Here is a 24,816-nt window from a genome sequence, read left to right as displayed (position 1 = left end):
ACCGAAGCGGTTCGGGCTGCGCGGGCAGGCTTACCTGCGCCGTCCCTATTACCTTTGGTCGAGGCTAACACTAGATCTGCTCAGTCCCCACTCTCGCTTATGCCTGGGCATCCCCTGTGACGCTTACTAGATTTTAGGGTTGCAATACTCCTAGATAAACAGGTTTTTCGTCTGTTATAATCGGATCTCTCATTCCAAATGTGTTCTACACAAATCAGCAATCGAGAGCAACCCAGCTTTAATTTCGTCAGTTTACTTAATTCACCTCTTTCTAGACCTAATCATTAATTCTTCAAATCCGATGGCTGATACTAAATCTACGCCACTTACAGGAAAAGCACTACTTCAGAAAATGAAGGAAATCACCCATCTACCGAAGCGGGAAAAAGCTAAGGAATGTGGATATTTCAGCATTACTAAAGACAAACAGGTTAGGGTTAATCTGACGGATTTTTATGATGCCCTATTGGCTGCCAGAGGTATTCCCCTGGGGCCAGAAAGCACAAAGGATGGACGCGGACGGGAACCAACTTATCGCGTTAGCGTTCACAAAAATGGGCAAATTGTTATTGGCTCTACCTACACCCAAGAAATGGGGTTAAAGCCGGGCGATGAGTTTGAAATTAAGCTCGGCTATAAGCATATTCATTTAATTCAATTAGGTGAGAATAAGGAAGAAGAAGAAGAAGAAGAGGAGGATTAAGGCCCCATATCCATAGCTTTAATCGAGACACTATACACCCTCTAATAAATGCCATCAAAAAAGGACTGGACTGATTTTTTCAGTCCAGTCCTTTTTTGATGGCATGGTGCCCGATAACGATGCCTCGGCCTTGCGCCCACAGTACGCCCGTTACCTAAGCCAGTGTCTCTAGCTGGGCAATCAAGGGTTCTTCTAAGGTCTGCACCTTATCCAGCAGTAAGCGGCTGAGATAGGCCCGCAGCTGTACGGCTTGACCTTCGTTGGGAATATACATGTGGCTCCCTGATTCGGTAATTGTTTTGGTGAACAGCGGGGTTTGTAACAATGCTCGATAGGTGGGGAGGTCGGTGGTGCGATCGCAAATCAGCCCTCGATCCGCCGCCGTCGGCACCAGGCCAGGGGGCAAATGCCCTTCCAAAAGGGCCAAAATATGCAGATGACAGGCCTGGGTATTAATCCCCCGCTGCTCCAACAGATGCAAGATCGCCCCTACCGGCAATGGCTGTTGGGGAAAGACCCGTAACAGCTCCATGAGTAAAAAGTAGTCACTGTATTGCTGCCGAGTGAAATTGAGCACCTGGGGATAGCGGGCCAAATTCACGAGGCCATAGGCCACCCGGCTGCAGCTTTGGGGCAGCTCACTGGCATAGGTATCTTGAATAATGGTGGCATTGGGAAATTTTTGCCGCAGCCAGCGAGCAATGGCAGGCAAGGAGGCTGATCCACCGGTACAGAGCACTTGCTTAATCGATTGAGCATCCGCCGTATGCTGGCTCAGCAACACATTCAGATAGCGATTAATCCGCTGAATATAGGGCAAAAAGATCAGATTTTCCAGGTGGCGTCGCTTAATCAACCAGCGTTGTCCCGCCAGGGTGATCTGAACTTGATTTTGCTGCTGCAGAGCGAGCTTTAGATGGCGGGCTGCCGCCAATAAGCTTTGACCCAAATTAGACCCCAGCAATCGATGCTGTAGACTATAGCGCTGAACCCAATCAACATGGCCCACATTGGGCAATGTGAGACCCGCCAGGTTCAACTGAGTCCAATCGGCATCCTCAGCTGTCAGATGTCCCTGCCAATCCCAGCGCGTGGTGATGGCTTCGTTAGGGGACAGAGGCTGACGCCGTTCCTCAGGTAACAGCAACTGGCAGACAATATCTTGGTCCAGGGCATCTCCGGCATAGGCAAAGCCACGCAGGGCAAAGTCACCATAGCTGAGCTTGGTCAAATCCTGGGGTAGGTTGATTAACCCCAACTCAGTCATGATGGCCCCGCCACTAATAACCACCATGCCATCTTGCCACTGGCAATTATATAAACTGGGCTGGCGTGATAGGGATACGGTTTCAGCTAAGGTCCTATCGCGAGGATCGGGGAGACCGGATAGCACGGATGCGATCGCATCTTCCACAAACACAATTTGCCCTGGCTGGTCAATTAAACCAGCCGCCAGCACAGCTTCACGTAGGTTAAAGCTATAGGTGTCGGGCCAATTGGTGGGATAGCCCACAATCACCCCCTGCAACTTAGCCAATACCTGGGTCAAGCTATCCCCCTCCAAGCCCACCGCCTGGCCCCCATGCACCCCCTGCTTGATCAGCGCCACCATGGCCTGCAACATCTGCAGCATGGGTAACTCCACCGTATCTGACCAGCGGACCCAAGGGTCAGACGTAGCCAGGGTTTGACCATGGCCCACCGCAACCTTCAACAACGGCTTCAGACGATTCACCCCCACCAGCTCTGCCGAGCCAGAGGCATCTAGTACATTCCCTAAGGCCCCCAGGGCGTCATAGCCCACCGCTACGGTGTCCTGGGCTGAAGTCATAACAGCCATAGCAGGCAACCGAAAATGCTTGGTATCATCATCCGGCGCAGTTTGCCAATAGAGGGGATACACCTGACCAGTGCGACGATTCATCAGCACGGCAGACAGCCCCGTGCCCCCCACATCTAGCCCTAGGAACCAGTCCCCATCAAGATTCACGGCAGGGGGTTCTGGCACGGCCACAGGGGGAGCTATGGCAGGGGGTACAGCAACCGGCACGGCCACCCCATCAGCGCCTCCTGGGGGACCGACCAAAGGGTCAATAGTAGGCAGCACCACACCATCCCCAGACAGAGGCACATCAGGCATTAGGGGCACCAATGCCTCAGGGGATGTGCCAGGGGATGTAATATTGCCCAAGCCCAGTTCTTCTAAGTCATCCAGGGACGGATCCCTATCAGGCTGTCTGAATTCATCCAGTTCCAGCGCTGCTAAATCAGCTGGGGACGACTGGCCAAACAGATCCTCGAGATCACCCAAATCAAGGGCCGCTTCTGCCACTTCGGGGCTGGCAACAGGTAAATCATCTGCAGGCATCAATAAGTCATCAATATCCTCAGCCAAATCTTCCGAAACAGCCTCTAGGGACATTTCGTAGGACAAGTCATCAGAACCGTCGTCTAATTCATCCTCTCCATCAAACACTTCAGGGTCAGCAAACTCAAAGCCAGGAGACTCAGGATCTAACGCCTCCAAGCCAGAACTCTCAAAGTCAGAATTCTCAGGAACCAATGCCTCAAAGTCAGAACTCTCAAAGTCAGAATTCTCAGGAACCAATGCCTCAAAGTCAGAACTCTCAAAGTCAGAATTCTCAGGAACCAATGCCTCAAAGCCAGAACTCTCAAAGTCAGAACTCTCAAAGCCAGAAGTCCCATCATCAAATGCCTCAGGAACAAACGCATCCGGGGAAGGAGTTCCAGAATCAAAAGTCTCAAGGCCGAACACATCTGGGATAGGAGTTCCAGAGTCAGACGTTTCAGGGTCAGACATTTCAGAGAGCGGCCAGTCTTCTAAAGACGGAACCACATCGTCTTCCAAGCCAGGAGTCTCAAAGTCAGAAGTCCCAGCATCAAATGCCTCAGGCACAAACGCATCCGGGGAGGGAGTTCCAGAATCAAAAGCCTCAAGGCCAAACACATCTGGGATAGGAGTTCCAGAGTTAGACGTTTCAGGGTCAGACATTTCAGAGAGCGGCGAGTCTTCTAAAGCCGGAACCGCATCGTCTTCCGCCATGGTCTGCCAAAAAGCAGCCTGCTCAGCCTGTAAAAAATCATCGGGCAATGCTGAGTCTGTTTCTAGCCCATCATTCAGCAAATCCGTAGGCAAATCTGGTGTGGAGGCTGAGTCCAAGTCAGGTTCTGCCGCGTCTATGGCAGGCACCGAAAACGTCTCATCTTCAACAATTACAGGTGCTTCTAAATCAGACACAAATTGATCAATGACCGCTTCTCCAGCCTCCTGGGATAGAGCATTAGATTCCGCACTGAGCTCACTCAGCTCATCGGCCAGGGAATCCGGCAACCCATCCTCAAAATCATCCGCCAAGGGCTCCGTGATCAGTCCTAAAAGATCGAGTTCCTCAGTGTCGGCGTCGGTGTTGGCATCGGTGAGGGGCAGTGATGCGATGGCGGCTAAGTCTAGGTCATTCCCGGATGGATCATCCACGTCCACTGAATCAGCGGCATAGTCCTCAAACAAATCAAAGACATCTTCATCTGCGCTAGTTGGCAATGCTGTCACAGCCTCTGGTTGATCGACAGGCGCTTCGACCAGCTCTTCCACAGGATTTCCAACCAAATCCCCGACAGCGTAATCAGTAGCCGCCGCTTCAGCATCTACCAGATCCAATGCTGGCTCATCATCCAGGTTCAAATCCTCTAAATTTAGATCACTAACAATGTTTTCTAAGGTGTCTTGATCTAAGGGTTCCAGGGCATCGTCTTCCTCTAGACCATAGTCGGCCGAGAACGTATCGCCGGCCAGCCGCTGCAGATCCTCATCCAGCTGCTCCACCAGCAGCCCATCATCAAAATCAATTAACAGTCGCTGCTCTGCCCTGGGTTCCACTAAGTTGATCAAATCCTCATCGGCGGCGGCCGCAATGTAGACATCCTCCGGCACATGATCGGAAAAGTCTGCGCCAACTTCTGGGATTTGCTCATCGGGTAGCAGATCTGACAGGGAAGTCACGACGGTATCCTGATCGTCAGTCGCCCCTACAATGGGTGCCGCTGCGTCAGCAGCACTGTCGTCTCCAAATAGGGTGTCTACCGTCACATCATCCAGCACGTCATCAGCTGTATCCTCGGGCACGGCTGACGGGGATGGCGTCATTAGGACATCCAGTGGGGTATCGCCCCCCTCAGATGCCGTCTCACCTGAGGCCTCAACCGATCCCAAATCAAATAACCAGCTATCGGCTACAGCAGCAGCAGCCAACAAATCAGCTTCAGTGGGAGGTTCATCGTCAGCCGCGGGGGGAGAAAATGTTGTCTCAATCGCGCCTAGGTCGTCAGCGTCTAAATCGATGGGGTCTGATGAATCCCCTGAAAACAAAGCCGCCTCGAATTGAGCCATGGACTCTTCGGCGGATGGGGATACATCTAGAGCCCGATCAAAATTCGCATCAAAGCTAAATAACTCGTCCTCAGACTCGATCTGGGGCAACGCGTCCTGCCCTAAGGCTCCTTGGCCCGCCGTCAAACTCAGCAGATCGCCGCTATCGGCACCAATAGCCAGTAGCCCCAGACTTTCATCCAAATCCCCCAGGGGTGCATCTAAGGTTAAAAACGGTCCCCCATCGGAGGATGGTTCCCCATCCTCCGATGCCACATCAGCGGCCTCGGTTAGGCCCAAGTCGTCTAGGGTGGTGTCATCCTCCTCAAGACCAGCGGATAACTCATCCAGGTCAATGGGTTCATCCAGGGTACTCGTTGAGTCCGCGATCGCAGCCTCCAGCTGGGCCAGTTCAGCCTCCACATCGGGCATGTCATCGGTTTGGATGGTGGTAATCTCTTCCTCCAAGTCAACCACCTGATTGAATCCGCTGCCAGTCTGAATGATCGTAATCTCTTCGTCATTACTATCTACGTCTGATGCGATCGCAGCCTCCAGCTGGGCCAACTCAGCCTCCACATCAGGCATACCAACAGCTTGGATGACGGTAATATCCTCATCCTCATCCAGATCAAACCCGCCCGAGGGAAGAGCATCCCCCAACAAAGCCAAGTCAGGCGACAGATCAAACGCCAAGTCGCTCCCTAGGCCGTCCTCCGCACCAACATCCCCATCCAATACCAAATCATCTAGCGCCTGATCCAACTCATCCAGCTGGACAGTCCCCAAATCCACCTCTGTCGTCACCTGTGGATCCTGTAATGCCGCCCTCTGAGCCACCTCCCCCGCGCCTCCAGCCAAGTAGGACGACGCATCCTGCCCCAGCTGTTGAGCCAGATGATTCACAAACGCATGGAAAATCACTTCACCTTGACGCCCCAATCCGTGCATTTGGTCCAGTCCCTCTTCCAGGGATTCACGGTAGCTATCAACGCTTTTTTGCAATGAATTAAAGACAGCGGTCAGGGTGCTATCCAACTTCAATAGCAGCTGGTCTGACTCAGCCTGAAGCAACCGCACTTGCTCCAATCGCTGCCCCGTCATTAAAGGCACCGGATTATCGGCAGCAGATAGTCGATCCAGGGTGGCCGACTCCATAGCCGCAAAATTTTGCATCATCTGAGCCGACAGCTGCTCCTGCAGCCGCTGCATCAATGTCTCCAAAAAGGCATTTATCTGCTGCTCAGATTGAAATGGGTCCGGACTCCGCTGGGACTCTAAAACACTCACCTCTGCCTGCAAGCTATCCCGCCGCTGCTGCAGCATCTCCAGCTCCTGACGCATGGGCTTGAGGGAATTTTCCCGCAGATAGCTCATCTCCTGGAGCAAGCCCTGCAATACTTGGGATGCCGACTCCTCTAGGCTAGAAGCCCCTGAATTAGGGCCCCTTAGGTTAGGGGATACTGCTTGAGCAGAACCCACAAAATCTCCCGTCCCCGGGTCAATGGGTCCCCATCCCCCCGGAGAATCAAACGTCTGCTCTAGGGCCTGTAAATAGCTAAATAACTTACCTAAAAGCTGACGCTGACGCTCGGCTTCCCCCGACAAACCCAACGGTAAGCGGGACGCTGGTTTAGCCAAGGTGGCGTCAATTTCAGCAATAAGACGTTGGATTTGATCCTTTTGAGAAGTCACAGTGCGGCCTTTCAACAACGAACTCTGTAAGGCGGAGGACACCTAGCCCAATGACGGACATGCCAGCGCCTACCGACGGAATGCCCAAAGTGTAAAGCAGGCTGGCTAAAAAATCACAATTTCCTCCTATCTACAAACACCCATAGAACAATCCTGATGGAGCCAGGGAGTTCCATGACCAGGCAAACAGCTGGATCGCTTATCAATGGGTGTCATCCTAATCGATGCGCCTAGGCCTCACGCCACAGATGTGAAGTTACGTTAACGGACCTGGGGAACTAGGGGGATGAACCAATCGTGCTGTAACCTATTTTAGGCAAACCAGACGCGAACTAAAGACAAACTATTCCTGCAGGTTTCAGGGAGCGACTATCCTAACGATTAAGCTATGGGTTAAGCTTTAGCGCTTAGGGCTACCATGGCTCTCAGTATTATTAGCCAGTCATCAGCTAGTCTCAAACGCCTGGGTTCTACCATGCTCTCTCTCAGTTACGGGCTAGTCTTAGCTATCATGAAGCCTTGGCTTCGTTCCTACACCCATCGAACGATTCATGCCTGCACTAAATTATTTTCTAGTTAGCAAACGGGCCTCTACTTGTTTTAAAGCCTATTTTCAAGCGTATTGTTTAAATGAGTCCACCCAACCGTGGCTTCCCTGACCTATGGATAGCAAATACGGTGCCCGAGATAATTCAGCTGGTGAAGCGCTGATTGCAGCAGCTCCCTTTTTTCAGGAATTACCTGAAGCTACGGTGCAACAAGCAACCGCTCAGATTGTTACGCGCCGCCACCCGGCTGGTCAGGTTCTGCTACTGGAAAATGACTGGGGCAACTCGGTCTATTTCATCTTGGAAGGGTGGGTAAAAATTCGCACCTACAACCTGGATGGCAAAGAAGTCACTTTAAATATCCTGGGCAAAGGCGAACTGTTTGGCGAAATGGCTCCTCTGGAAGCGGTCCCTCGGTCTACGGATGTGATTACCCTGGCCACCACCATGATTGGCAGTATGCCAGCCAAGGATTTTGTGAGCTTACTGAACAGTGAGCCTCAAGCTGGCATTAGACTGGCCAAACTTATGGCCCGACGACTGCGTCAGGTAAACCGACGGCTGCGCCTGCGGGAGTCGGACAGTCAGTCTCGGGTGGCCGATGTTTTACTCTTTCTGGCCGACGGCCAAGGCACCCTGGCAGCCCAAGGGGTGGAAATTCCGAACCTGCCTCACCGCGAACTCAGCAGTTTAAGTGGGCTCGCCCGGGAAACCGTTACCCGTGTTTTAAGTAAACTGGAGAAGAAAGGGCTGATCAGTCGGGAACGCGATATCATCCGGATTCCATCCATAGATGCCCTGGATAAGTTATTGGTCTAGCTTCTACTGTTGTTTTTTGGCAGCCTGCTGGCAGTCTGCTATCGGCCTTGACGGTCAGTCTTGACGGTCGGGTCAAACTTAAAAATTTGGTTAGGAGTACTTTTTAGCACCATGGGGCAGCCAGACGATTATCAGGCAGACACACTATCGTCAGGTTCGACGGACCGCAACGACTCCACCCATAGTGAAAACCTAGATAGCAACCGAAATGACGACCTAGATTTAGACCGCCCTTGGATAGATGACGATGCAGAGGTGTCTAGCACCTCTGCATCATCACCTGCTAGCGGTAACGTCACCGCTCCTAGTGACAAGGGTCCAGTCGCCATGGTGGAAACGGCATTTCTGGCCAGCGCCGCTAGCCTCATGTGGCTGATTAATCTCTACTTTCCCCCCGGACCTTTATTGCGAATTTTGTTTCCGGTCCCCATTGCCCTGGTATATCTGCGCTGGAATCATCGCTCTGCCTGGATGACCACCCTGGTGTCTGGCTTGCTGTTGGCGATTTTAATTGGACCACCCCGCAGCCTGCTCTATGTCATTCCCTATGGCTTATTGGGGGTTCAACTGGGCTACCACTGGCGACGTCAGACCTCTTGGCTGATTTCGTTGCCCATCGGAGCCCTGATTGTTACCTTTGGCATCTTTTTTCGCATCTGGCTATTGTCATGGATGGCCGGGGAAGACCTATGGGGTTACCTCGTTGCCCAGGTCGTACAGCTGATCGACTGGATCACCAATCGACTCTTGGATTTTGGCCTGTTAGGATTCGGGGTCATCGGCCAAGTCAGCCCTAGCATTATCCAAATCGCAGCTGTCTCCATGGTATTTTTTAGCAGCATTGTCTATCTCTTCACCGTACATTTGACGGCTTGGATCCTGCTGGAGCGCATGGGCATCGCCATGCCACCGCCGCCCCGGTGGGTACAGCAAATTCTCGATGAGTAGGCGACCCCACCATGTCGCCTGAATCTCCCCGCCCCCATGGGTTGATTGCCCACCACACTAACCGGGCCATTAGCCAAAAATGGCAGCACCAGTATCAGGGTCAGCGCCCTTGCTATGTATGTGTCCTAGGGTTTACCGAAACAGCTCTCATTCCAGGCATTTCGGCGGCGGGGAATACCCCCGAAGCGCGCCTGAAAACAGCGGTCGCCGATGCTGAATTCATCTATGACGGGCCGACCGCAGCACCCCAATATCCTTTACCGCCCCTACGGGCGGGGGTATCACCGGCCCTGCTTACCCGGGCCATGGTTACCGGCCTCAACCTACCAATTTATTTATTTAATGCGGGCCTCCCCCTCCCCCCCAGCGTTCCCCACGTAGATCTCCATGGGGCGATGGCCCGCTGTGTCAGTTCTGGCCAAGCCCTTGACCCTAAAACCGTTGAGCAGCTCTTCAAAGCAGGGCTGCAATGGGGAGAAACCTTAGGCCGGCGGTTTGCTGGCAGCTATTTGATCGTGGGTGAATGTGTCGTTGCCGGAACTACAACCGCCCAGGCTGTACTCACGGCGTTAGGGTTTGATGTGGCCGGACTCATGGGAAGCAGCCATCCGACCTGCAACCACAAGCAAAAAGCAGCCCTGATTAAAACCGGGTTGATGTCTGGGTCAGAAGTTAGGCATGGGATGGATGTGTGGGCTGCGATCGCAGCCGTCGGCGACCCCATGCAACCCTTTGTCATCGGTATGACCCTAGCCGCCAGCCACCACAGTGGCGTTCTTCTCGCTGGCGGCAGTCAAATGCTTGCCATCTACACAATGCTTCAGCAACTGGGTACCCAATACCCATGGCACTCAAACAATGTTGTCATCGGCACAACTCAATGGATTGTGCAGGATGAAACCAGTCAATTTCTAAAACTAGCCCACACCATCCCCACACCTCCCATCATGAGCAGCCGTTTTTCATTCAAAGCGTCCCATTATCCACAGTTCACTATTTTTGAACAAGGATATGTCAAAGAAGGCGTTGGGGCAGGCGGCTGTTTAATAGCAGGGCACCTCTACCAAAATTGGCAACAAGAAAAAACCCTACAAGCCATGGAAGCGATACTAGAAAGTTGCCCAAATTCACCAGAACCATCTGAAAAATCATGATGGCGCACTGCGCGTTTCATCTAGCAATAGTCAAGCCCCCACAGCATTGCCACTCCCTAGTGGCGATAAGCTAGCAGCTGCTCCTCCAATGCGGCGATCCGGTTGTAGGCAGCCGTCAACTGAGCCGTCAACCGTTGGACCTGAATCTCAGGGGACAGCACCTGATTACCCGTCAGCAGATCCAAACCAAAATGAGGCTCATCATTCAATATATCCTTATGGTCAAAAGCCTCTTTCAAGCCATTAGCCACCATCCTTTCAGGAGGACTGACCCCAAACTTAGGCCGACCACCATCACTATTCATATCTTGACGCACTAATAGATCAGACACCTTGCCATCAATTTGCTCTAGGAGCTGATGCAGGGTATCTACCCGAGTTGACAAGTGCGCTACCTTTTCTGGAGCAATATCCATGGGCTAGCATATCCTTAAATAACCTCTACATCCTAAGAAGGTCCAACCAAGGTAGAGGTCTTATTACTTATTGATTTAACCTTTTATTGTCAAGATTGAAATCATAAAGAAATACTATAAATAAAGTAGATTGAAATCTATTAGCTTGACAGCAACCCCTCAATGTCAGGCTATACAGACAAAAAACCGAGGATTTTTGTAAAATCGTGGCATACTGTAGCGGCAATAGCCATATCCCGGTCTATTGTTTACAAATTTTCAGGCTTTCACACCCTAGGTTCGTGTCAGCGCCATGTTTAGACCAGGATGATCAAGCATCCATAACATTGTCTAGCAACGTTACTATCCTGGAACTCAAGGTATAATATGCAATGCCATCGTGTACACTAAAACGTACGTTTTCAGGATATATTTTCAGGGAGCCTGCAAATGCCTAAACAAACAATAGCCAACCAGATCTGAAAAATCTGAGAAATCTATTTCTAATCCAAGGTTTCTCTCATTACCTACGGTAATATAAATAAGCCTTGACACCAGAGCCGCCATACTCTTATCGAGATAAGGTCATCCCTGGGAACAGTGGAATCAGCAATTAGGTCAGGAAGCAGTCAGCCCACGTTAATCATCTTGAGCAAATGCCACCGGTTGTGACAGACATCCATATCAAATCTTGTTCACTTCCAGAACGGTCGTTTAGACCTAAAGCAAGCGATGGGCTTCAACTTGGCCGTAGTCCAGTAGTGAACTGTTAGGGGCAGTTAATTAATTAATGTCACCCAAATCGTCAATGACCGATACGACTGCTTTCGTGGCTGGATGTGCCACGACTGGTGTAGCCGTTTTGGTATTGCTATTAGCGCGAGTTGGGTTTCACAACACTTCATCCCCCGATACTGAGTCGAGTGCCGCCGCCCTAGAAGCTGTCGTCCCTGTACCCCAATCCCCGGTACAAACCATTGACAACGACATCAGCAATGACATTAAGCAGGACCTGGATAAACAGCGTGAGCTAACGACAAAGCTTGAGAATCAGCTGGTTCAGCAGGAAATGCTCGCCCGTAATTTAGAAAATCAGCTCAAGCAGCAGCAGGAAGAAACCAGGGCCGTCCTCTCCCAGCTAAGGGAATATCAGCATTCGGTAGATACCCTTTCCATGCAAAATGGACAGCTGGCGGCGGCCCAGTCTGAGCAGGACACTTCTTCTATGCAAACCACCCTGCTGTGGATTGGGGGTGGCCTATTGGTGGTAATGATCTTTGGCGGCGGTGTGTTGATCCTCTGCGTCGTTTTGATGTCGTCGGGTCGGCGACGAGAGGAGCGCTCCGTACCGGTGGTCTATCCCTTCCAGATGCCCGTTCCCCCCAGTAGCTATAGATATTACGAACAGGAGTTTTTGCCACCGCCCCCGGTGCGGCAGAAGCGGGCAAATGTGGCCTATTACGACGTGGACTAGTAGGTCGCCACAGCATTAGCTCCCGCTCTAACTGGGGCATGGCTGCCACCGCTCGTAACTGGGCCTAGGTCACCGGGTAGCGTCCCATTGTGGGTCGCACAAAGATGCTCATTAAGATTCAAGTACGGTCTACGGATCCAGCACCCAATACGATCAAAGCATTGATCAAAAAGAATGCTTGATCGCCCCATAAATTCGCCAGTGAGCAGAGCACAACCCGATGGAGGTCGTGCCCGCTCACAAAAGGCGGCACCCAGATTCGAACTGGGGGTAAAGGATTTGCAATCCTCTGCCTTACCACTTGGCCATGCCGCCGAATTGCAGAGTTTCAATATATCAAATTCTCGGCGTGTTCCAACTCAGATTCCTGAGTTATGACCATTTTCCTGTTTGGGGTAGAAAAATCGCAAAATGGAGCGACCTAAGCAAGAATTAATTCACGTTGGCCAATAGCTGCTGAATCATCCGATTGGCTTGAGCTGCATAACCACCGCCAAATAAATTGAAGTGATTGAGGATGTGATAGAGGTTGTAAAGCACCTTACGGGTGCCATAGCCCTCTGACAACGGATAAACCGCATCATAGCCGTTATAAAAGGCCGTGGGAAACCGGCCAAACAGCTCTGTCATAGCAATATCCACTTCGCGATCGCCATAGTAGGTAGCTGGATCAAAAATCACAGGCTCCCCTGCCGTAGTAACGGCCGCATTCCCAGACCACAGATCGCCATGTACTAAAGACGGCACAGGATCATGGCCAGCCAACAGCTCAGGCAACGCCTCTAACAGTGCCTGCTGCTGAGGAAACGAACCACCCCGTCGTTTGGCCAAACTAAACTGATATCCTAAGCGCTGATCCCGCCAGAAGGTCAACCAACTCTCCTGCCAGTCATTGGGCTGGTGAGTCTCGCCAATGGTGTTAGACCGCTGCCAACCAAAGCCCAGATCACTGGAGATCCGATGCATGGCTGCCAAATTGCGTCCCATGGTAGCCCAGGCACCCTCACCACCTCCCAGGTCCAACCACTCCATCACAATGTAGGCGCTCCCCCCCGATAAACCACAGCACAGTGGCTGTGGCACCCGAATGGTTTGACTCTGATGCATTTCTTTGAGACCCGCCAGCTCAGCCTCAAACATCGCCAGCTTGCTAGCCTGATTGAGCTTAATAAAGAATGTCATCTGACCATCGCCCAGGCCATAGGCTTGGTTGATACAGCCACCGCCTACGGAGCGCGACGATTGGCCGTGAAAGGGTTGCCCAGTCACTCGACTGATGTGGGCAGAAATATCAGCCCAGTCGAATTTTCCAGATCGAGACATAGTTATGGAGACCGTATCTTAGTTAGCTTCAGGCTGCAGTCTGAGCGCTCCGTAGGCCGTCACCGGCAAGTACTGCCGCACTGCGGCCTGAATCATCTCCGCATCAACCGATTTAATCTCCGCTGGATAATTGAGGGCGTTCTCAATATCGCCGGTCAGCGCATGGTAGTAGCCATACATACTGGCACGGTCACTGGAAGTTTCATTCCCGAAGACATAGCGATTGGCGACCTGGGTGCGCACCCGCTTGAGTTCAGCCTCACTGACGGGCTCATCGTGAAGGCGCTGGATATGCTCTAAAACCAACAGTTCAACCGCTTCTAGCTGTTCCGTAGCCAGATTCGCAGAGAGATAAAATACCCCCTGCTCCCCGTAGGTGATGTTACTGGCGGAAATACTGTTCACGAGGGCACGGGTTTCCCGTAGATCCTGCACCAGGCGAGCTGTGCGTCCCTGGCCTAAGATCGAGGCCACCACGTCCAAGGCATAGGTTTCCGATAGCTGCCTCAGGCCCGGCACGCGCCAGCTGATCACCAGCCGCGCCTGCTGCAATGTAGCATCGGTGTAGTCAACTCGGGAAATAGACTCAAACGGTTCTTCGGGGGTGCTCACCGGCATCCCTTCTAAAGGCTCCGTAATACTTTCCTGATGGCGATGGGCAAGGGCCTGTTCAAAACTTTGTTCGACGGTGGCAATCAACTGATCAACGGGTAAATCACCCACCACCACAGCGGTCATATTTTGGGGTTGATACCAGCGCCGATGAAAATCGCGCATTTGCTTGGCGGACAGCTGTTCAATCACCGATGTGGGGCCTAGCACTGTGCGTCGATAGGGCAGCTGATCAAAGTTTAAAGTCATCGAATGCTGAAATACCCGCCGCCGTGGATTGTCTTCTGAGCGACGGATTTCTTCTAAAATAACTGGCCGTTCTCGTTCAAAGTCACCATCATGTAAATTGGCATTAAGCAAAAGCTCCACTTGTAGCGGAGCTAACTTGGCAAAATCTTGGGGAGCAGTGGTGATGTAGTAGTGGGTATAGTCTTGGCTAGTGGCGGCGTTAGTGATTGCACCCCGTTCTTCGATGAGGCGCTCAAACTCACCACATTGGAGTTGGGGCGTGCCCTTAAAGATCATGTGCTCGAGAAAATGGGCCATGCCGTTAATGGCGTCGGACTCTACCCGAGAGCCTACCCGGAGCCAGATGTTGAGATTAACAGCGGCTGTCGGCATTTGTTCAGCGATGATCGTTAGACCATTAGCCAGCCGTTTTACAACGGGTTGGTTAGTGATTTCGGGGGGTACTGATGTCACAACCATGGGCAAACTAAAATTTCGTGATCATTCTCCTTCTTATTCTAGCCATCTAGATACAGTAAAGTTTGGGTAAAAACAACCAATAGAGCAGAAGAGAGTTATTTATGGGCACTTGGATCAAAGAAACGGATACGGCGATCTATCTGATGCAGGGAGGACACTATATCTCCAAAATTTCTAAGTATCCCTCTAAATCGAACCCCAATGAGAGAGTACTTAATGTCAGTGGCATGAAATTGTGGTTTAGTCGGGGCGACTCTCCCCGTGGCATGACCGTTTCCCAAACCGGCCCTGAGCCCAAACCGCTCCCTCAAGAACCCGCCAGCCCCCCTAGCCCAATCCAGAGTCCCCCCAGTAGTTCATCAAGACAGACGAATGCCAGCGGCATCGGTTTGATTAAGTCATTTGAAGGGCTGCGGTTAAAGGCTTATCAGGATGCGGTGGGGGTGTGGACGATTGGCTATGGCACAACCCGAGGGGTAAAACCGGGCCAGGAAATTACTGAAGCCCAGGCGGAAGCGCTGATAAAAAACGATCTGGCTCGATTTGAACAGGATGTTAATCAAGCGGTGCGGGTGCCGATTAATGACAATCAGTTTGCAGCCCTGGTGTCATTTACCTATAACGTGGGCTCCGGAGCGATGCGTAGCTCCACCTTACTCAGGAAGCTCAATAACCGCGATATCACCGGGGCAGCTGACGAATTTCCCCGCTGGAACCGAGCGGGCGGACGGGTATTGGCGGGTCTGACTCGACGGCGCAATGCTGAGAGGGCCTTATTTTTGGGTCAGGATTATCGACAATTTCTGTAGGGTAGGCGGCCGACCATTCGGACAATATGTAGGGTGGGCACAGCCCACCATCCGGCCCATAAACGAACACAATTACAGGTATTTCATCCCTTATGCTGGGAGGAGTTAATCTTAGGCCTTCCCTATTCTTAGGTCCTCCCTATTTAGATGAAGCGTTCGTTTATCCCTTGGCTATTGCCGCAGTCACTGCCGCCGTTTCCCCGCTGGGGAATTCCCTATGCGTTTTTGGCCCCAGCGTTGCTGGTGCTGAGTTTCACAGTATTTTGGCCAGCGCTGCAGGCCTTTTACTTGAGCTTTACTGAATATGGCTATGACATTACCCAGCCGCCCCTATGGGTAGGGGGGGACAACTTTGTGCGCCTATGGCGGGACAAGACATTTTGGCAAACCTTGGGTAACACGTTGGTGTATCTCATGGGGGTGGTGCCGATACTTGCGATCGCACCCCTCCTCCTGGCCATCCTAGTCAACCAAAAACTCAAGGGCATCTCCTGGTTTCGCGTCGCCTACTACACCCCCGTCGTCATCTCCATGGTGGTAGCTGGCATTGCCTGGCGGTGGCTATATGCCGAAACCGGCCTGCTGAATCAGCTCTTCAGCAGCATCACGGGCCAGACCATTCGGATCCCCTGGCTCACCAGTCCAAACCTGGCCCTGTTTAGTGTAATGGCCGTCACCATCTGGAAGGGGCTGGGATACTACATGGTGATCTACTTAGCCGGATTGCAGGGCATCCCCGCAGACCTGTACGAGGCTGCCGCCATCGATGGTTCCGACCAGTGGCGCAAACATTGGGACATTACCCTGCCGCTGATGCGTCCTTACATATTTCTTGTGGCCGTCATTTCTGCCATATCGGCCACCAAAGTTTTTGAAGAAATCTACATCATGACCCAAGGGGGCCCCCGCAGTAGCTCCAAAACCGTGGTCTACTACGTTTACGAACAGGCCTTTGTGGATCTAGAAATGAGCTACGCCTGCACCATAGGACTGGTGCTATTCATCATCATCTTAGCCCTATCCCTGGTTAGGCTGAGCATCGCCCCTGACCAGGTCACCGACACAATTTCCTAAAGACTAAATCTAAAAAACCAGCCAAGGCCATAGGTGATTGCAAAGCCTGCTGGGAGAAACTCGGCGGAACAAGCTTGAATGCTGCTTAACAAGCCTCAGCCACGGCAATGCCTGAGGTTTCTACCTCATCCACCCCATGGACTGATCGAGCCAGATCAATGATCTGACGTAGTTGGTAGGGGGACCCCAGGTGACCACTCAACACCACAACCCGTCCACGCTGTCGCACTTTCAAATACCTAGCATCGTCCACATTAGCCCTCAGGTAATGGGACACCCGCTTAGACAACCCGTAGTAGTCGAATTCCCCCTTCAGTCCAATCCGCTCTGGAGGAATCGTGGCAAATAACTGACTCCGAAAGAGTTGATTACCATCCAACTGACAGGGCGCATAGGCCCTCTTCAAAGCAGTTGCAGTAGTTGAACCATCCATAAAACACCTCGACACCCTATGTCTGTACGATCGGATATTGCTTAGAACTCTTCCCATACCATCCAAACCAACACAGCGTTGCTTCAGAAAATAGGAAAGTGCGCCAATACCTCATACGTTGGCAATATCTGCACAAGCCATCTTAAAACATTCACAGATTTTAAGAAAAACGAAATAACATTTATGTGCTCTTAAAAACTTTTTAACACAATTAATAGTCATTAAATGCGTATGCTTGCATGGGCAGCCCAACGGTGTAGGCTATAATCCTCCCCCCACAAGCAGTTGGCCCTAATTTTTCAGTTGCATAAGCAGCACAACAGCATAGGCTGCAATACCTTCCTCACGACCGGTTGGCCCTAATTTTTCATTGGTGGTCGCTTTGATACCCACTTGATCAGGGGCGATGGCGAGTCGCTCCGCCAGCCGGGTCTGCATCTTGGCAATGTGGGGTTTGAGCTTGGGTTGTTCGGCCACCACCACCGTATCCAAATTGCCAATGGACCAGCCCTTTGCCTGCACCATTTGATGCACTTGGTCTAACAGTTCCAGGCTATCGGCCCCCTTCCACTGGTCATCGGTGGGGGGAAAGTAAAGCCCAATATCCCCTAGGCTCAAGGCCCCCAATAGGGCATCCATAATGGCATGGGTGAGCACATCGGCATCGCTATGGCCCACCAGACCCAGGGTATGGGGAATGGTAACTCCGCCTAAAATCAAAGGCCGCCCAGGCCCCAGACGATGAATATCGTAGCCATTACCAATGCGAATACTCATGGGGTAATCCTCAGGGGGGTAAAAAGCTTAAACAAAGAGTCTTTTGTGCTTACTCAGGCTTATTTTCCCATTCCTGCTGCTGCCAGCGCTCATAAAGATCCGGGCGACGCTCGCGGGTACGCTCAATCTGCTGCTGCCGTCGCCATTGGTCAATGGCGGCATGGTTGCCTGAACGCAGCACGTCTGGCACGGCCCAGCCGCGAAATTCAGCTGGGCGGGTGTAGTGGGGATAGTCCAATAGCCCGGCCTCGAAACTGTCGTAGTGCAACGAATCTCGCTTTGCCACAGTGCCTGGTAGCAGACGCATCACACCATTGAGTAACGCCAGGGCTGGGATCTCACCACAGGTGAGGACAAAATCACCCAGGGAGACTTCCCGCGTCACCACATTGAGAATACGTTCATCAATGCCTTCGTAATGGCCACAAATGACGATCAGCTGATCGAGGTTGGTGGCCCATTGCCAAAACATGGATTGGGCCATGGGCTCCCCCTGGGGGGTCATTAAGACCACTTCCCGGCGAGGTTGCTGGGGCAGGCTTTCCAGGGCCGCTATAATCGGGTCGATTTTCATCACCATGCCGACGCCCCCCCCATAGGGTTCATCGTCAACCTTATGGTGTTTATCGGTGGTGAAATCCCGAGGGTTAGTGATGTGCACCTGGGCAATATCTCGCTCCAGGGCTTTACCAATTAGCCCCGACTGGAGCGGCGATATAAAAAAGTCAGGAAATAAACTGATCAGGTCAAACCGCATTAATTGCTACTGCCTTGGCGGTCCTGAAAACTCAACAACCGATTAAACAGTTCCACTTCCAGGCTGGTTTGTTCCAGGGCACGCGCTAGGGCATAGGCCTGCTGATACTGCTGGTAGGCTGAGTCCAAGTCCCCCGTCGCTTCATAAAACTCGCCCAAACGCTTCAAGGTAATCAAACGGTCCCAGTCGTTGCCACTGTTGAGGGTGAGGGCAATGCGTTCATCGAGATAGGAACGGACCTGGGTCCAGTCACCATCCTCGCTATAGACATCGATCAAACCATCAATGGCCTGGAGCTGGGACGCCACATCGTTGCTATCTCGGCCATAGGCCAAGCCTAGGCGATAGGCGCCAATTGCTTTTACCTGTTCGCCCTGGGCGAAATAGGCATCCCCCAGGTTATTGCTGGTGTTGGCCCGACCCACAATATTACCGGCTCGGACACGATAGCTCCCTGCCACTTCGTAATAGTCAATGGCGGTAGCATAATCCCCTTGGCCCGCCGCCAAAAGACCCAGATTGCTGAGGGAGAGGCCAATGCCATCAAAATTTGAAACACTATAGGCAATGTTCAGGGCTTCTTCATAGGCGGTAGCAGCTGACTCTATGGCCCCGCGCTGCAGCCTGAGGGTGCCCAGGGTGTTCCAGGCAAATATTTGGGTGCTGAAGCTTTGGTTGTCCCGAGCGATCGCAAGTTGACGCCGCACCGCTGTTTCCGCTTGGCCATAGTCCCCCAGCTGGGCATAGGCGCTGCCAATGTTGCCATAGCCCCGCTCCATGGCGGCCGTGTCCCCAATGTCATAATAGAGCTCCACCGCTTGCCCCCAAGCCTGCAACGCGGACTGATAGTCTCCCTGGTCAGCCTGACGCTCCCCCAACCGCAACAGCTGGTCAGCCACATCGCGCTTTTGGTTCACAGCCTCACGATTGACCGGCTGCCGCAGCTGGTCATCCAGACTATCCTGACCATAGGCTGGGGGCATGCCCACCAACGCCATCAGCACTATTAACCCGTAACCAAAGCGAACTGTGCGGTGCACAACCAGGTCTCTCCCTATTGCAAAAACTCAGACAAAAACTCAAACATACCCTGGGACCCTTAAGCCGCTGGAAACTATTAAGCTTCTGAAGCTAGATTGGGCTGGTCCAGCTCAAGATCAGACAAATTCAAATCAGACAAATCCAATAGATCGGTCAGCTCCCCGCCTAAATCGTCCTCAGCAGTAGCATCAGTATCCCCAAAGTAAATTGCTTGAATATCACTGGGTAAAGCAGCATTCAAAGAATTCTGGGCATCGGTCAGTAACACCGCTACCGACTTAGGCGAAATGCGCTGCCCCTCCGCCTGCAAATAGGCCGCAATCCGGGTGTTACTCCACCGAAACGTTTGAGCCATCACAATGACTAGACGATGGAGGGGTTGAAGCCGTTCGAGGGATCGGGTGACATAGCACCACAGGGGGGGTGAGGCCTCCTGGAGGTTGTAGTGAATCTCTTCCACATCTGGCAGGGACGCCTGGTTAATACAGGCGGCGGTCAAATTCACCAACCAAGCCTGCAACGAAAAGTTGGCCGGGGGATCAATTGGCAGGTCCAGACCACTAAGCTCATATAAGATGTGTCGCCAGGTCAGGGCAAACAGGTACTCGGACTGCACCGTAGACCGAGCCGAATGACGAATCAGCGTATAGACCACCGGGCTATAACGGCAAAACATCGCCGTAAAATACTTGCCTTCATCGGGATGCTGCTTTAACAGCTGCACAAGCTCGTAGTCGCTGTATTCAAAGAGCGACTTTACAATGGCATGATCACATTCAGGAAAGTTAGGAATATCCACAATACTGCGAACGGAACTTCGCTAATGACCGGCAGTCTGGACAGACCGGTATGCACCAGATTGAGACTACCGTATAAATAGCCACTACTATACCCAGGATCCATCGAATCTTAAAGATTAGGGGGAAATTCAAGCTGGGAATTGGTCCATTACGGCTACCCGGGAGGGTGAAATAGCCATGGCAACCCCACGGGAATGGATCGGTTAACCCGGCAAGGCCCTACCTGCCAGGTGGTTTTCCCCTTGATACACTAGGGGCAGCCAGACTGCTAGCCACCCTGTTTTTATGTAACCAGTTGTAACTAGCCCCCTGGGACTCCCTGGGCCTCCACCCTGGTTCCAAATATAATCTGATGGGTCTATCTGAGTGGATTTATGACTGGACCTATCTGATGGGTCAAGCCAAACTAATGGGTCCATCAGATAAACCCACAAATTGTAAACCCACAAACTGATCCACCTGACTGGTCTGTTCTCCCTGGTCTGCGGCCAAGGGCATCGTTTTCCCCAAGACACCCATGATTTTTTACCCCACCGTTTCTTCACCCCACCTGGCTTCCATCTGGCAGGGACTCCCCCTCGATAGCCTGGTTTCCACCCAAGGCATCATGGTGATGTTACTGGTGGCCTATGCGGGTGCCATGTGGGTGTTTTTGACCAGCGCCCCCAAGGTGCACACGGTGATGGTCTCAGATTTAGAGCTGGCCCGCCAGTTTTATGAGGGGATGCTGGATCTATCAGCGGCCGATGTTCCTCTCCACTACTATTACAACTATGAGCAAACCATGGGGGCAGGCATGGGTATGGAGCCGATGATGGGCATGGGCACCTTGTCACGCCCGGCCACTCCCAGCGCTGGCAGCCCGGATGGCCTCTGGTATCAGCTCAAGAAAAATACCCAGCTCCATGTGATTGCCGGAGCTAGCCGGGGGCATCAGGATCGGCAACGCCATGTTTGCTTTGATCGAGACTGCCTGGAGCTGCTCTTACTGCAGGTGCAAGCCAACGGAGTACGCCATAAAATTCGTCGCGAACGGCCATTAAACTTTTTAGTCAAGAACTATGACGGCGAAGTAATTGAGATGGCTGAGGTGGGTGACTAGCCAGTAGCATATTTAACTTAGTTTTAATTTGGTTTAGGTGTGATCCCCATGGTGATCGATCTTTCTACGGTGCCCGTTACCCAGGGTACTGGGTATCCCGAGCTCTTTAGAGCGGCAGTGGCTGGACGATCGCGTCAGCGGGTAGGCAATGTGGCCGGACTGACTAACTTTGGGGTCAATTTGACCAGGTTAGCTCCCGGAGCCCAATCGGCTCTGCGCCACTGGCATAGCCACCAGGATGAGTTTATCTATGTGGTCTCGGGGCAACTGGTCTTGGTCACCAATGAGGGAGAAACCTTACTTACACCTGGAATGATGGCAGGATTCCCCGCTGGAGTGGCCGATGGTCATCATTTGATCAATCGGTCGGGTGCGATCTCAACCTACTTAGAAATTGGCGATCGCACCCGAGGCGACCGGGCTGAATACCCTGATCATGACCTGCTGGCCATGCCCAAACCAGAAGGAGGGCATCAGTTTACCCATCGTAGTGGTCAGCCCTATTGAAAACTTACCCCCCACAGGCCCAGGCAAACCCCCACCAGACAAGCTCAACCACCATGCCACTCCCCCAGGGACTCCCCCCCGTCACATGGGACAGTCACCGCAAAAGCCACCGTCAAAGCCCCAAAATTAGTCGTCAAAGCTGGGTAGTCAGTAGTCTGCTGCTCACCACCCTGATCAGCTGCCGAGCCCCCTCCCCAGACATACCCGCTGAGCCAACCATACCCGCCCCTGCTGAGGGCAGCAGTGCCCCCAGCAGTCCGCTAGGCAGTGCCCCGCCACCGCCACCACCCAATTCCTACCTCGCCCAACTCCCCCCGGAAGCCACAAACCAGCTGGTCTCCCTAAACATTGACATTGCCATTCCCACCTATTTGCCCCCCACCATGACCCTGGCTAACTATGGGGTCGGAACCGCTGCCGAGGAAACCGGCGGAGGGGCCTATTATTGGCTGGTCTATCGGGACGAGAAAAATCGTTGTTTTGCCATTGAATACACCGCCAATGGCACTGACGATATTTCCCTAGAAAATCAAGTCCCCGTGGACACGGTGCTCTTTGGGGCAGGCTACAGCCTATACCATGGCAAATTTCCCAACGGTGGTGCAGGAGAACTGCCGGAGAGCGATTTCTTTACCGATTGGTTAGCTGGGGAAGATGGGTTTTATCGATTGGTGGGGGCCGGCTTAATTAATAGTCAGGACTATGGACAGGGAGACTGTAGCAACATTTCGGTCAAAGAAGCGATCTCAATTACTGAATCCTTAAGCTATCTGCCAACGGACATCAGAACCCTAGAGTTAATCCCCCCGAAAACAGACGGAGTAGAGTAATACCCAATCCGCAATCCTTAACCCCAATTGAAAAAGAGCCATTCTATTAGGGGCAATCCATAAAAAAGGCGCACTCCTTGGGAGTGCGCCTTTTTTATGGATTGCCATAGCCGTCAATTCTGATCAGCGCTCAATTGGTTTGAAGGGCGGTTTTATTCGTCAGCATCAGAGGCTTTATCCATCGCAGCCTTAGCTTCTTGAGCGACCGCCGTCACTTTATCAACAGCAGCTGTCGTAGCGGTTTTAGCGGCCTCGGCCACTTTTGTTGCCGTGGACTTCACCGCTTTAGTCGCATCGGGGGTGGCAGGAGGTTCTAGCTGATCCAAACCCAGTTGCTCACGAGCTTTATTTAACAAAAAATAAGCGCCATTTTTGCTCACATCCAGTAAAGCCTGGCCAGTCGCGGCCGCTGCCTGATTTCCGTCTGCGGCTTCCAGTTGCTGGGATTGCCACCATTTGCGAGCATTCTGTCCAGAACTAATGGCCGTATCGCTAAACCAAGCGCCAAATACAAATATGGAACAAATCAGCAACCACGCTAGCAACGCTACTTCTTTCACTATTGTGCCAGTCAGGGTCAAAACATCTTTATAAGCACCTGCTGTTTTAGGATCAAAAAGTAGCTGAGATACCACAGCAGCTTGAGATTTAACGCGATCCATGGTTTTACCTCGCCTAGAGATTTATGATGATTTTATTGAAATGAATATCTTATTCCAGGGCTATCCTACCGGAAGATAGATTGCCTGCCTCAAGACATCGTATATAGTCTTAAGCTTTTGCTGAGGCGACCTAATTTCTGGGCGAAAATTAGGCCAAAACGAGCAGATTGTGGCCAAGGTACTTAGCCAGCCCAAACCTGCTTTAACACATCCCCTGGATTCAGATCGGCCAACCTATTTGTACCAGACCGTACCGCTAAGGCTCGCAGTTCGCCATCAGCTGGGGGCAAAGCCGGACTCAGGGTAGTCTGGAGCACGACGATAAACACCTGGAGGGCCATGGCCACTTGACTGACATAGCTGTCGGGGCTAATGGCCAAATTAGCTCCCGCCAACATCGCCGCCACCTGCCCCAGATTAGCCGCCCTCAACGTCTTGAAGTTCCGTTGACGCCGGAGGGCGGCCACCATATCCTCGCTATCCACAGTTTCTAGGATGACGATGGGGAGCTGGGGCTGCTTATCCTGAAAGTCATCCATAATGGTGAGCCAACCAGCCTCCGGATATCCTTCCGCTTGACCATTCAGGCCAGGATACAGAAGAACATAGCCGCTGTCGGCCACCCCTAGGGACTGGCGCTGGGCATCCGCCCAGGTAATATCCCCCTCGGGTACATTTAATTCGATAGGTGCAGAGGGGGAGGGGAGGGCCAATCCCTCCAGTAGCGCCTGATATTGGTTAGCGGGGTACTGCTGCCGATCAACGGTCACCGTATTGGTGTAGAGCCACGGTGTTTTGGCAGTGCTATAGCCAATCCGGGTGGGAATACCGCTGAGCCAGAGCAATACGCCCTCCTCCCAACGGTCACTGGCACATAGGGCTAGCTCAAATTCGCGATCGCGAATAATGCCTAACAAGTTCGCCCAATCCGACGGGCTATTTTGCCCCCGATAATCAAAGGGAATTATCTCACTGACAGCCTTGGATACCCGATAAGCCGACTTGGATGAAGGCTCTACCACCATCGCAATATCAGCGTTGGGGTAGGCTTTTTGGATGGTCGTTAAGGTTGGAAAAAACTGAAGCTGATCGCTGATTCCACCAGGGACTAAAGCCAGGACGCGCATGGACTTCGGATTATACTTCGCTACTCATTCTAGAGGAAGCTGGCAGCCCTAACGCTGTAGAAAGGTGACTAAACGGCAAAATTGATAAATTTTCCGCTGCCAATGTAAGGAACGATACCATTTTAGAGTTC

General features: G+C 52.2%; 21 protein-coding genes, 1 tRNA gene and 1 pseudogene. 11 read left to right on the top strand and 12 right to left on the bottom strand.

From position 1 onward, the window contains the following. Window positions 1-301: 301 nt before the first annotated feature. The 5 genes and pseudogenes from VB741_RS04895 (at window position 302) to cobT (ending at window position 10,254) form a co-directional block, all read left to right on the top strand. Window positions 302-703, top strand: a complete 402-nt coding sequence (locus VB741_RS04895) for an AbrB family transcriptional regulator (protein WP_323364024.1) — start codon at window positions 302-304, stop codon at window positions 701-703. Window positions 704-3,297: 2,594 nt separating this feature from the next. Then, window positions 3,298-3,969: pseudogene (locus VB741_RS26250) on the top strand (hypothetical protein); the annotation flags it as partial. Between the two features lie 3,478 nt (window positions 3,970-7,447). After that, complete coding sequence (locus tag VB741_RS04885; RefSeq protein ID WP_323364022.1) at window positions 7,448-8,152, top strand: Crp/Fnr family transcriptional regulator; 705 nt, start codon at window positions 7,448-7,450, stop codon at window positions 8,150-8,152. A 111-nt stretch (window positions 8,153-8,263) separates the two neighbouring features. Further along, window positions 8,264-9,100: a DUF2232 domain-containing protein gene (locus tag VB741_RS04880; RefSeq protein WP_323364021.1), complete on the top strand. Its 837-nt coding sequence runs from the start codon at window positions 8,264-8,266 to the stop codon at window positions 9,098-9,100. Between the two features lie 11 nt (window positions 9,101-9,111). Further along, window positions 9,112-10,254, top strand: coding sequence for a nicotinate mononucleotide-dependent phosphoribosyltransferase CobT (cobT, locus tag VB741_RS04875; protein ID WP_323364020.1), 1,143 nt, complete (start codon window positions 9,112-9,114; stop codon window positions 10,252-10,254). 56 nt (window positions 10,255-10,310) lie between these two features. On the opposite strand, the gene VB741_RS04870 is transcribed toward cobT, so the two are convergent. Next, complete coding sequence (locus VB741_RS04870; protein WP_323364019.1) at window positions 10,311-10,670, bottom strand: hypothetical protein; 360 nt, start codon at window positions 10,668-10,670, stop codon at window positions 10,311-10,313. Window positions 10,671-11,457: 787 nt separating this feature from the next. Between VB741_RS04870 and VB741_RS04865 the strand changes: the two genes are divergently transcribed. After that, window positions 11,458-12,123 (top strand): hypothetical protein, encoded by a 666-nt coding sequence (locus VB741_RS04865; protein ID WP_323364018.1) that lies wholly within the window; start codon window positions 11,458-11,460, stop codon window positions 12,121-12,123. Window positions 12,124-12,367: 244 nt separating this feature from the next. On the opposite strand, the gene VB741_RS04860 is transcribed toward VB741_RS04865, so the two are convergent. From VB741_RS04860 to VB741_RS04850, 3 genes are all read right to left on the bottom strand, one after another. Next, window positions 12,368-12,438: transfer RNA gene (locus VB741_RS04860), tRNA-Cys, on the bottom strand. A 117-nt stretch (window positions 12,439-12,555) separates the two neighbouring features. After that, window positions 12,556-13,446: a fructosamine kinase family protein gene (locus tag VB741_RS04855; protein WP_323364017.1), complete on the bottom strand. Its 891-nt coding sequence runs from the start codon at window positions 13,444-13,446 to the stop codon at window positions 12,556-12,558. Between the two features lie 18 nt (window positions 13,447-13,464). Further along, complete coding sequence (locus tag VB741_RS04850; RefSeq protein WP_323364016.1) at window positions 13,465-14,766, bottom strand: M16 family metallopeptidase; 1,302 nt, start codon at window positions 14,764-14,766, stop codon at window positions 13,465-13,467. Window positions 14,767-15,032: 266 nt separating this feature from the next. Here VB741_RS04850 and VB741_RS04845 point away from each other — a divergent pair, with 266 nt between their 5' ends. Then, a complete protein-coding gene (locus VB741_RS04845; protein WP_442786292.1) occupies window positions 15,033-15,575 on the top strand; it encodes a lysozyme in 543 nt (180 codons plus the stop codon). A gap of 147 nt (window positions 15,576-15,722) precedes the next feature. Next, entirely contained in the window at window positions 15,723-16,649 is a 927-nt protein-coding gene (locus tag VB741_RS04840; RefSeq protein WP_323364014.1) for a carbohydrate ABC transporter permease, read from the top strand. 85 nt (window positions 16,650-16,734) lie between these two features. Here VB741_RS04840 and VB741_RS04835 read toward each other — a convergent pair whose 3' ends face one another. The 6 genes from VB741_RS04835 to VB741_RS04810 all read right to left on the bottom strand — a co-directional run bounded on the left by VB741_RS04835 (window position 16,735) and on the right by VB741_RS04810 (window position 20,976). Further along, entirely contained in the window at window positions 16,735-17,082 is a 348-nt protein-coding gene (locus VB741_RS04835) for a BON domain-containing protein (protein ID WP_323364013.1), read from the bottom strand. Window positions 17,083-17,373: 291 nt separating this feature from the next. Continuing rightward, complete coding sequence (gene ispF / locus VB741_RS04830) at window positions 17,374-17,859, bottom strand: 2-C-methyl-D-erythritol 2,4-cyclodiphosphate synthase (RefSeq protein WP_323364012.1); 486 nt, start codon at window positions 17,857-17,859, stop codon at window positions 17,374-17,376. A 49-nt stretch (window positions 17,860-17,908) separates the two neighbouring features. Further along, window positions 17,909-18,616: a tRNA (guanosine(37)-N1)-methyltransferase TrmD gene (trmD, locus tag VB741_RS04825; protein ID WP_323364011.1), complete on the bottom strand. Its 708-nt coding sequence runs from the start codon at window positions 18,614-18,616 to the stop codon at window positions 17,909-17,911. Next, window positions 18,616-19,656, bottom strand: a complete 1,041-nt coding sequence (locus VB741_RS04820; RefSeq protein WP_323364010.1) for a tetratricopeptide repeat protein — start codon at window positions 19,654-19,656, stop codon at window positions 18,616-18,618. The genes trmD and VB741_RS04820 overlap by 1 nt, the downstream gene beginning before the upstream one ends. A 77-nt stretch (window positions 19,657-19,733) precedes the next feature. After that, a complete protein-coding gene (locus tag VB741_RS04815; protein WP_323364009.1) occupies window positions 19,734-20,456 on the bottom strand; it encodes a sigma-70 family RNA polymerase sigma factor in 723 nt (240 codons plus the stop codon). Between the two features lie 397 nt (window positions 20,457-20,853). Continuing rightward, entirely contained in the window at window positions 20,854-20,976 is a 123-nt protein-coding gene (locus VB741_RS04810) for a hypothetical protein (RefSeq protein WP_323364008.1), read from the bottom strand. Between VB741_RS04810 and VB741_RS04805 the strand changes: the two genes are divergently transcribed. Genes VB741_RS04805 through VB741_RS04795 form a run of 3 tightly spaced genes read left to right on the top strand, consistent with a single transcriptional unit; the run spans window position 20,975 to window position 22,896 of the window. Then, on the top strand, window positions 20,975-21,559 hold the full coding sequence (locus tag VB741_RS04805) for a glyoxalase-like domain protein (protein WP_323364007.1): 585 nt from the start codon (window positions 20,975-20,977) through the stop codon (window positions 21,557-21,559). The two genes, VB741_RS04810 and VB741_RS04805, sit on opposite strands and share 2 nt — an antisense overlap. Window positions 21,560-21,607: 48 nt before the next feature. Beyond that, window positions 21,608-22,066, top strand: a complete 459-nt coding sequence (locus tag VB741_RS04800) for a cupin domain-containing protein (RefSeq protein WP_323364006.1) — start codon at window positions 21,608-21,610, stop codon at window positions 22,064-22,066. 53 nt (window positions 22,067-22,119) lie between these two features. Then, window positions 22,120-22,896, top strand: a complete 777-nt coding sequence (locus VB741_RS04795; RefSeq protein WP_323364005.1) for a hypothetical protein — start codon at window positions 22,120-22,122, stop codon at window positions 22,894-22,896. A gap of 152 nt (window positions 22,897-23,048) precedes the next feature. Here VB741_RS04795 and VB741_RS04790 read toward each other — a convergent pair whose 3' ends face one another. After that, complete coding sequence (locus VB741_RS04790) at window positions 23,049-23,558, bottom strand: hypothetical protein (RefSeq protein WP_323364004.1); 510 nt, start codon at window positions 23,556-23,558, stop codon at window positions 23,049-23,051. 182 nt (window positions 23,559-23,740) lie between these two features. Further along, window positions 23,741-24,685 carry a glycosyltransferase family 9 protein gene (locus VB741_RS04785; protein WP_323364003.1) on the bottom strand — a complete coding sequence of 315 codons (945 nt, stop codon included), beginning with the start codon at window positions 24,683-24,685 and terminating at the stop codon, window positions 23,741-23,743. Between the last annotated feature and the right edge of the window lie 131 nt (window positions 24,686-24,816).

Origin of the sequence: Leptothoe sp. PORK10 BA2 (assembly GCF_034932105.1) — a bacterium.
Lineage (GTDB): Bacteria > Cyanobacteriota > Cyanobacteriia > Phormidesmidales > Phormidesmidaceae > Leptothoe.
This window is presented reverse-complemented; position numbering and strand designations above follow the sequence as displayed.

Bases quoted from the DNA above. Each gene is read 5' to 3' on its own strand.
- VB741_RS04895 (WP_323364024.1), top strand. From the start codon at position 302: ATGGCTGATACTAAATCTACGCCACTTACAGGAAAAGCACTACTTCAG.
- VB741_RS04885 (WP_323364022.1), top strand. From the start codon at position 7,448: ATGGATAGCAAATACGGTGCCCGAGATAATTCAGCTGGTGAAGCGCTG.
- VB741_RS04880 (WP_323364021.1), top strand. From the start codon at position 8,264: ATGGGGCAGCCAGACGATTATCAGGCAGACACACTATCGTCAGGTTCG.
- cobT (WP_323364020.1), top strand. From the start codon at position 9,112: ATGTCGCCTGAATCTCCCCGCCCCCATGGGTTGATTGCCCACCACACT.
- VB741_RS04870 (WP_323364019.1), bottom strand. From the start codon at position 10,670: ATGGATATTGCTCCAGAAAAGGTAGCGCACTTGTCAACTCGGGTAGAT.
- VB741_RS04865 (WP_323364018.1), top strand. From the start codon at position 11,458: ATGACCGATACGACTGCTTTCGTGGCTGGATGTGCCACGACTGGTGTA.
- VB741_RS04855 (WP_323364017.1), bottom strand. From the start codon at position 13,446: ATGTCTCGATCTGGAAAATTCGACTGGGCTGATATTTCTGCCCACATC.
- VB741_RS04850 (WP_323364016.1), bottom strand. From the start codon at position 14,766: ATGGTTGTGACATCAGTACCCCCCGAAATCACTAACCAACCCGTTGTA.
- VB741_RS04845 (WP_442786292.1), top strand. From the start codon at position 15,033: ATGACCGTTTCCCAAACCGGCCCTGAGCCCAAACCGCTCCCTCAAGAA.
- VB741_RS04840 (WP_323364014.1), top strand. From the start codon at position 15,723: ATGAAGCGTTCGTTTATCCCTTGGCTATTGCCGCAGTCACTGCCGCCG.
- VB741_RS04835 (WP_323364013.1), bottom strand. From the start codon at position 17,082: ATGGATGGTTCAACTACTGCAACTGCTTTGAAGAGGGCCTATGCGCCC.
- ispF (WP_323364012.1), bottom strand. From the start codon at position 17,859: ATGAGTATTCGCATTGGTAATGGCTACGATATTCATCGTCTGGGGCCT.
- trmD (WP_323364011.1), bottom strand. From the start codon at position 18,616: ATGCGGTTTGACCTGATCAGTTTATTTCCTGACTTTTTTATATCGCCG.
- VB741_RS04805 (WP_323364007.1), top strand. From the start codon at position 20,975: ATGATTTTTTACCCCACCGTTTCTTCACCCCACCTGGCTTCCATCTGG.
- VB741_RS04810 (WP_323364008.1), bottom strand. From the start codon at position 20,976: ATGGGTGTCTTGGGGAAAACGATGCCCTTGGCCGCAGACCAGGGAGAA.
- VB741_RS04800 (WP_323364006.1), top strand. From the start codon at position 21,608: ATGGTGATCGATCTTTCTACGGTGCCCGTTACCCAGGGTACTGGGTAT.
- VB741_RS04795 (WP_323364005.1), top strand. From the start codon at position 22,120: ATGCCACTCCCCCAGGGACTCCCCCCCGTCACATGGGACAGTCACCGC.
- VB741_RS04790 (WP_323364004.1), bottom strand. From the start codon at position 23,558: ATGGATCGCGTTAAATCTCAAGCTGCTGTGGTATCTCAGCTACTTTTT.
- VB741_RS04785 (WP_323364003.1), bottom strand. From the start codon at position 24,685: ATGCGCGTCCTGGCTTTAGTCCCTGGTGGAATCAGCGATCAGCTTCAG.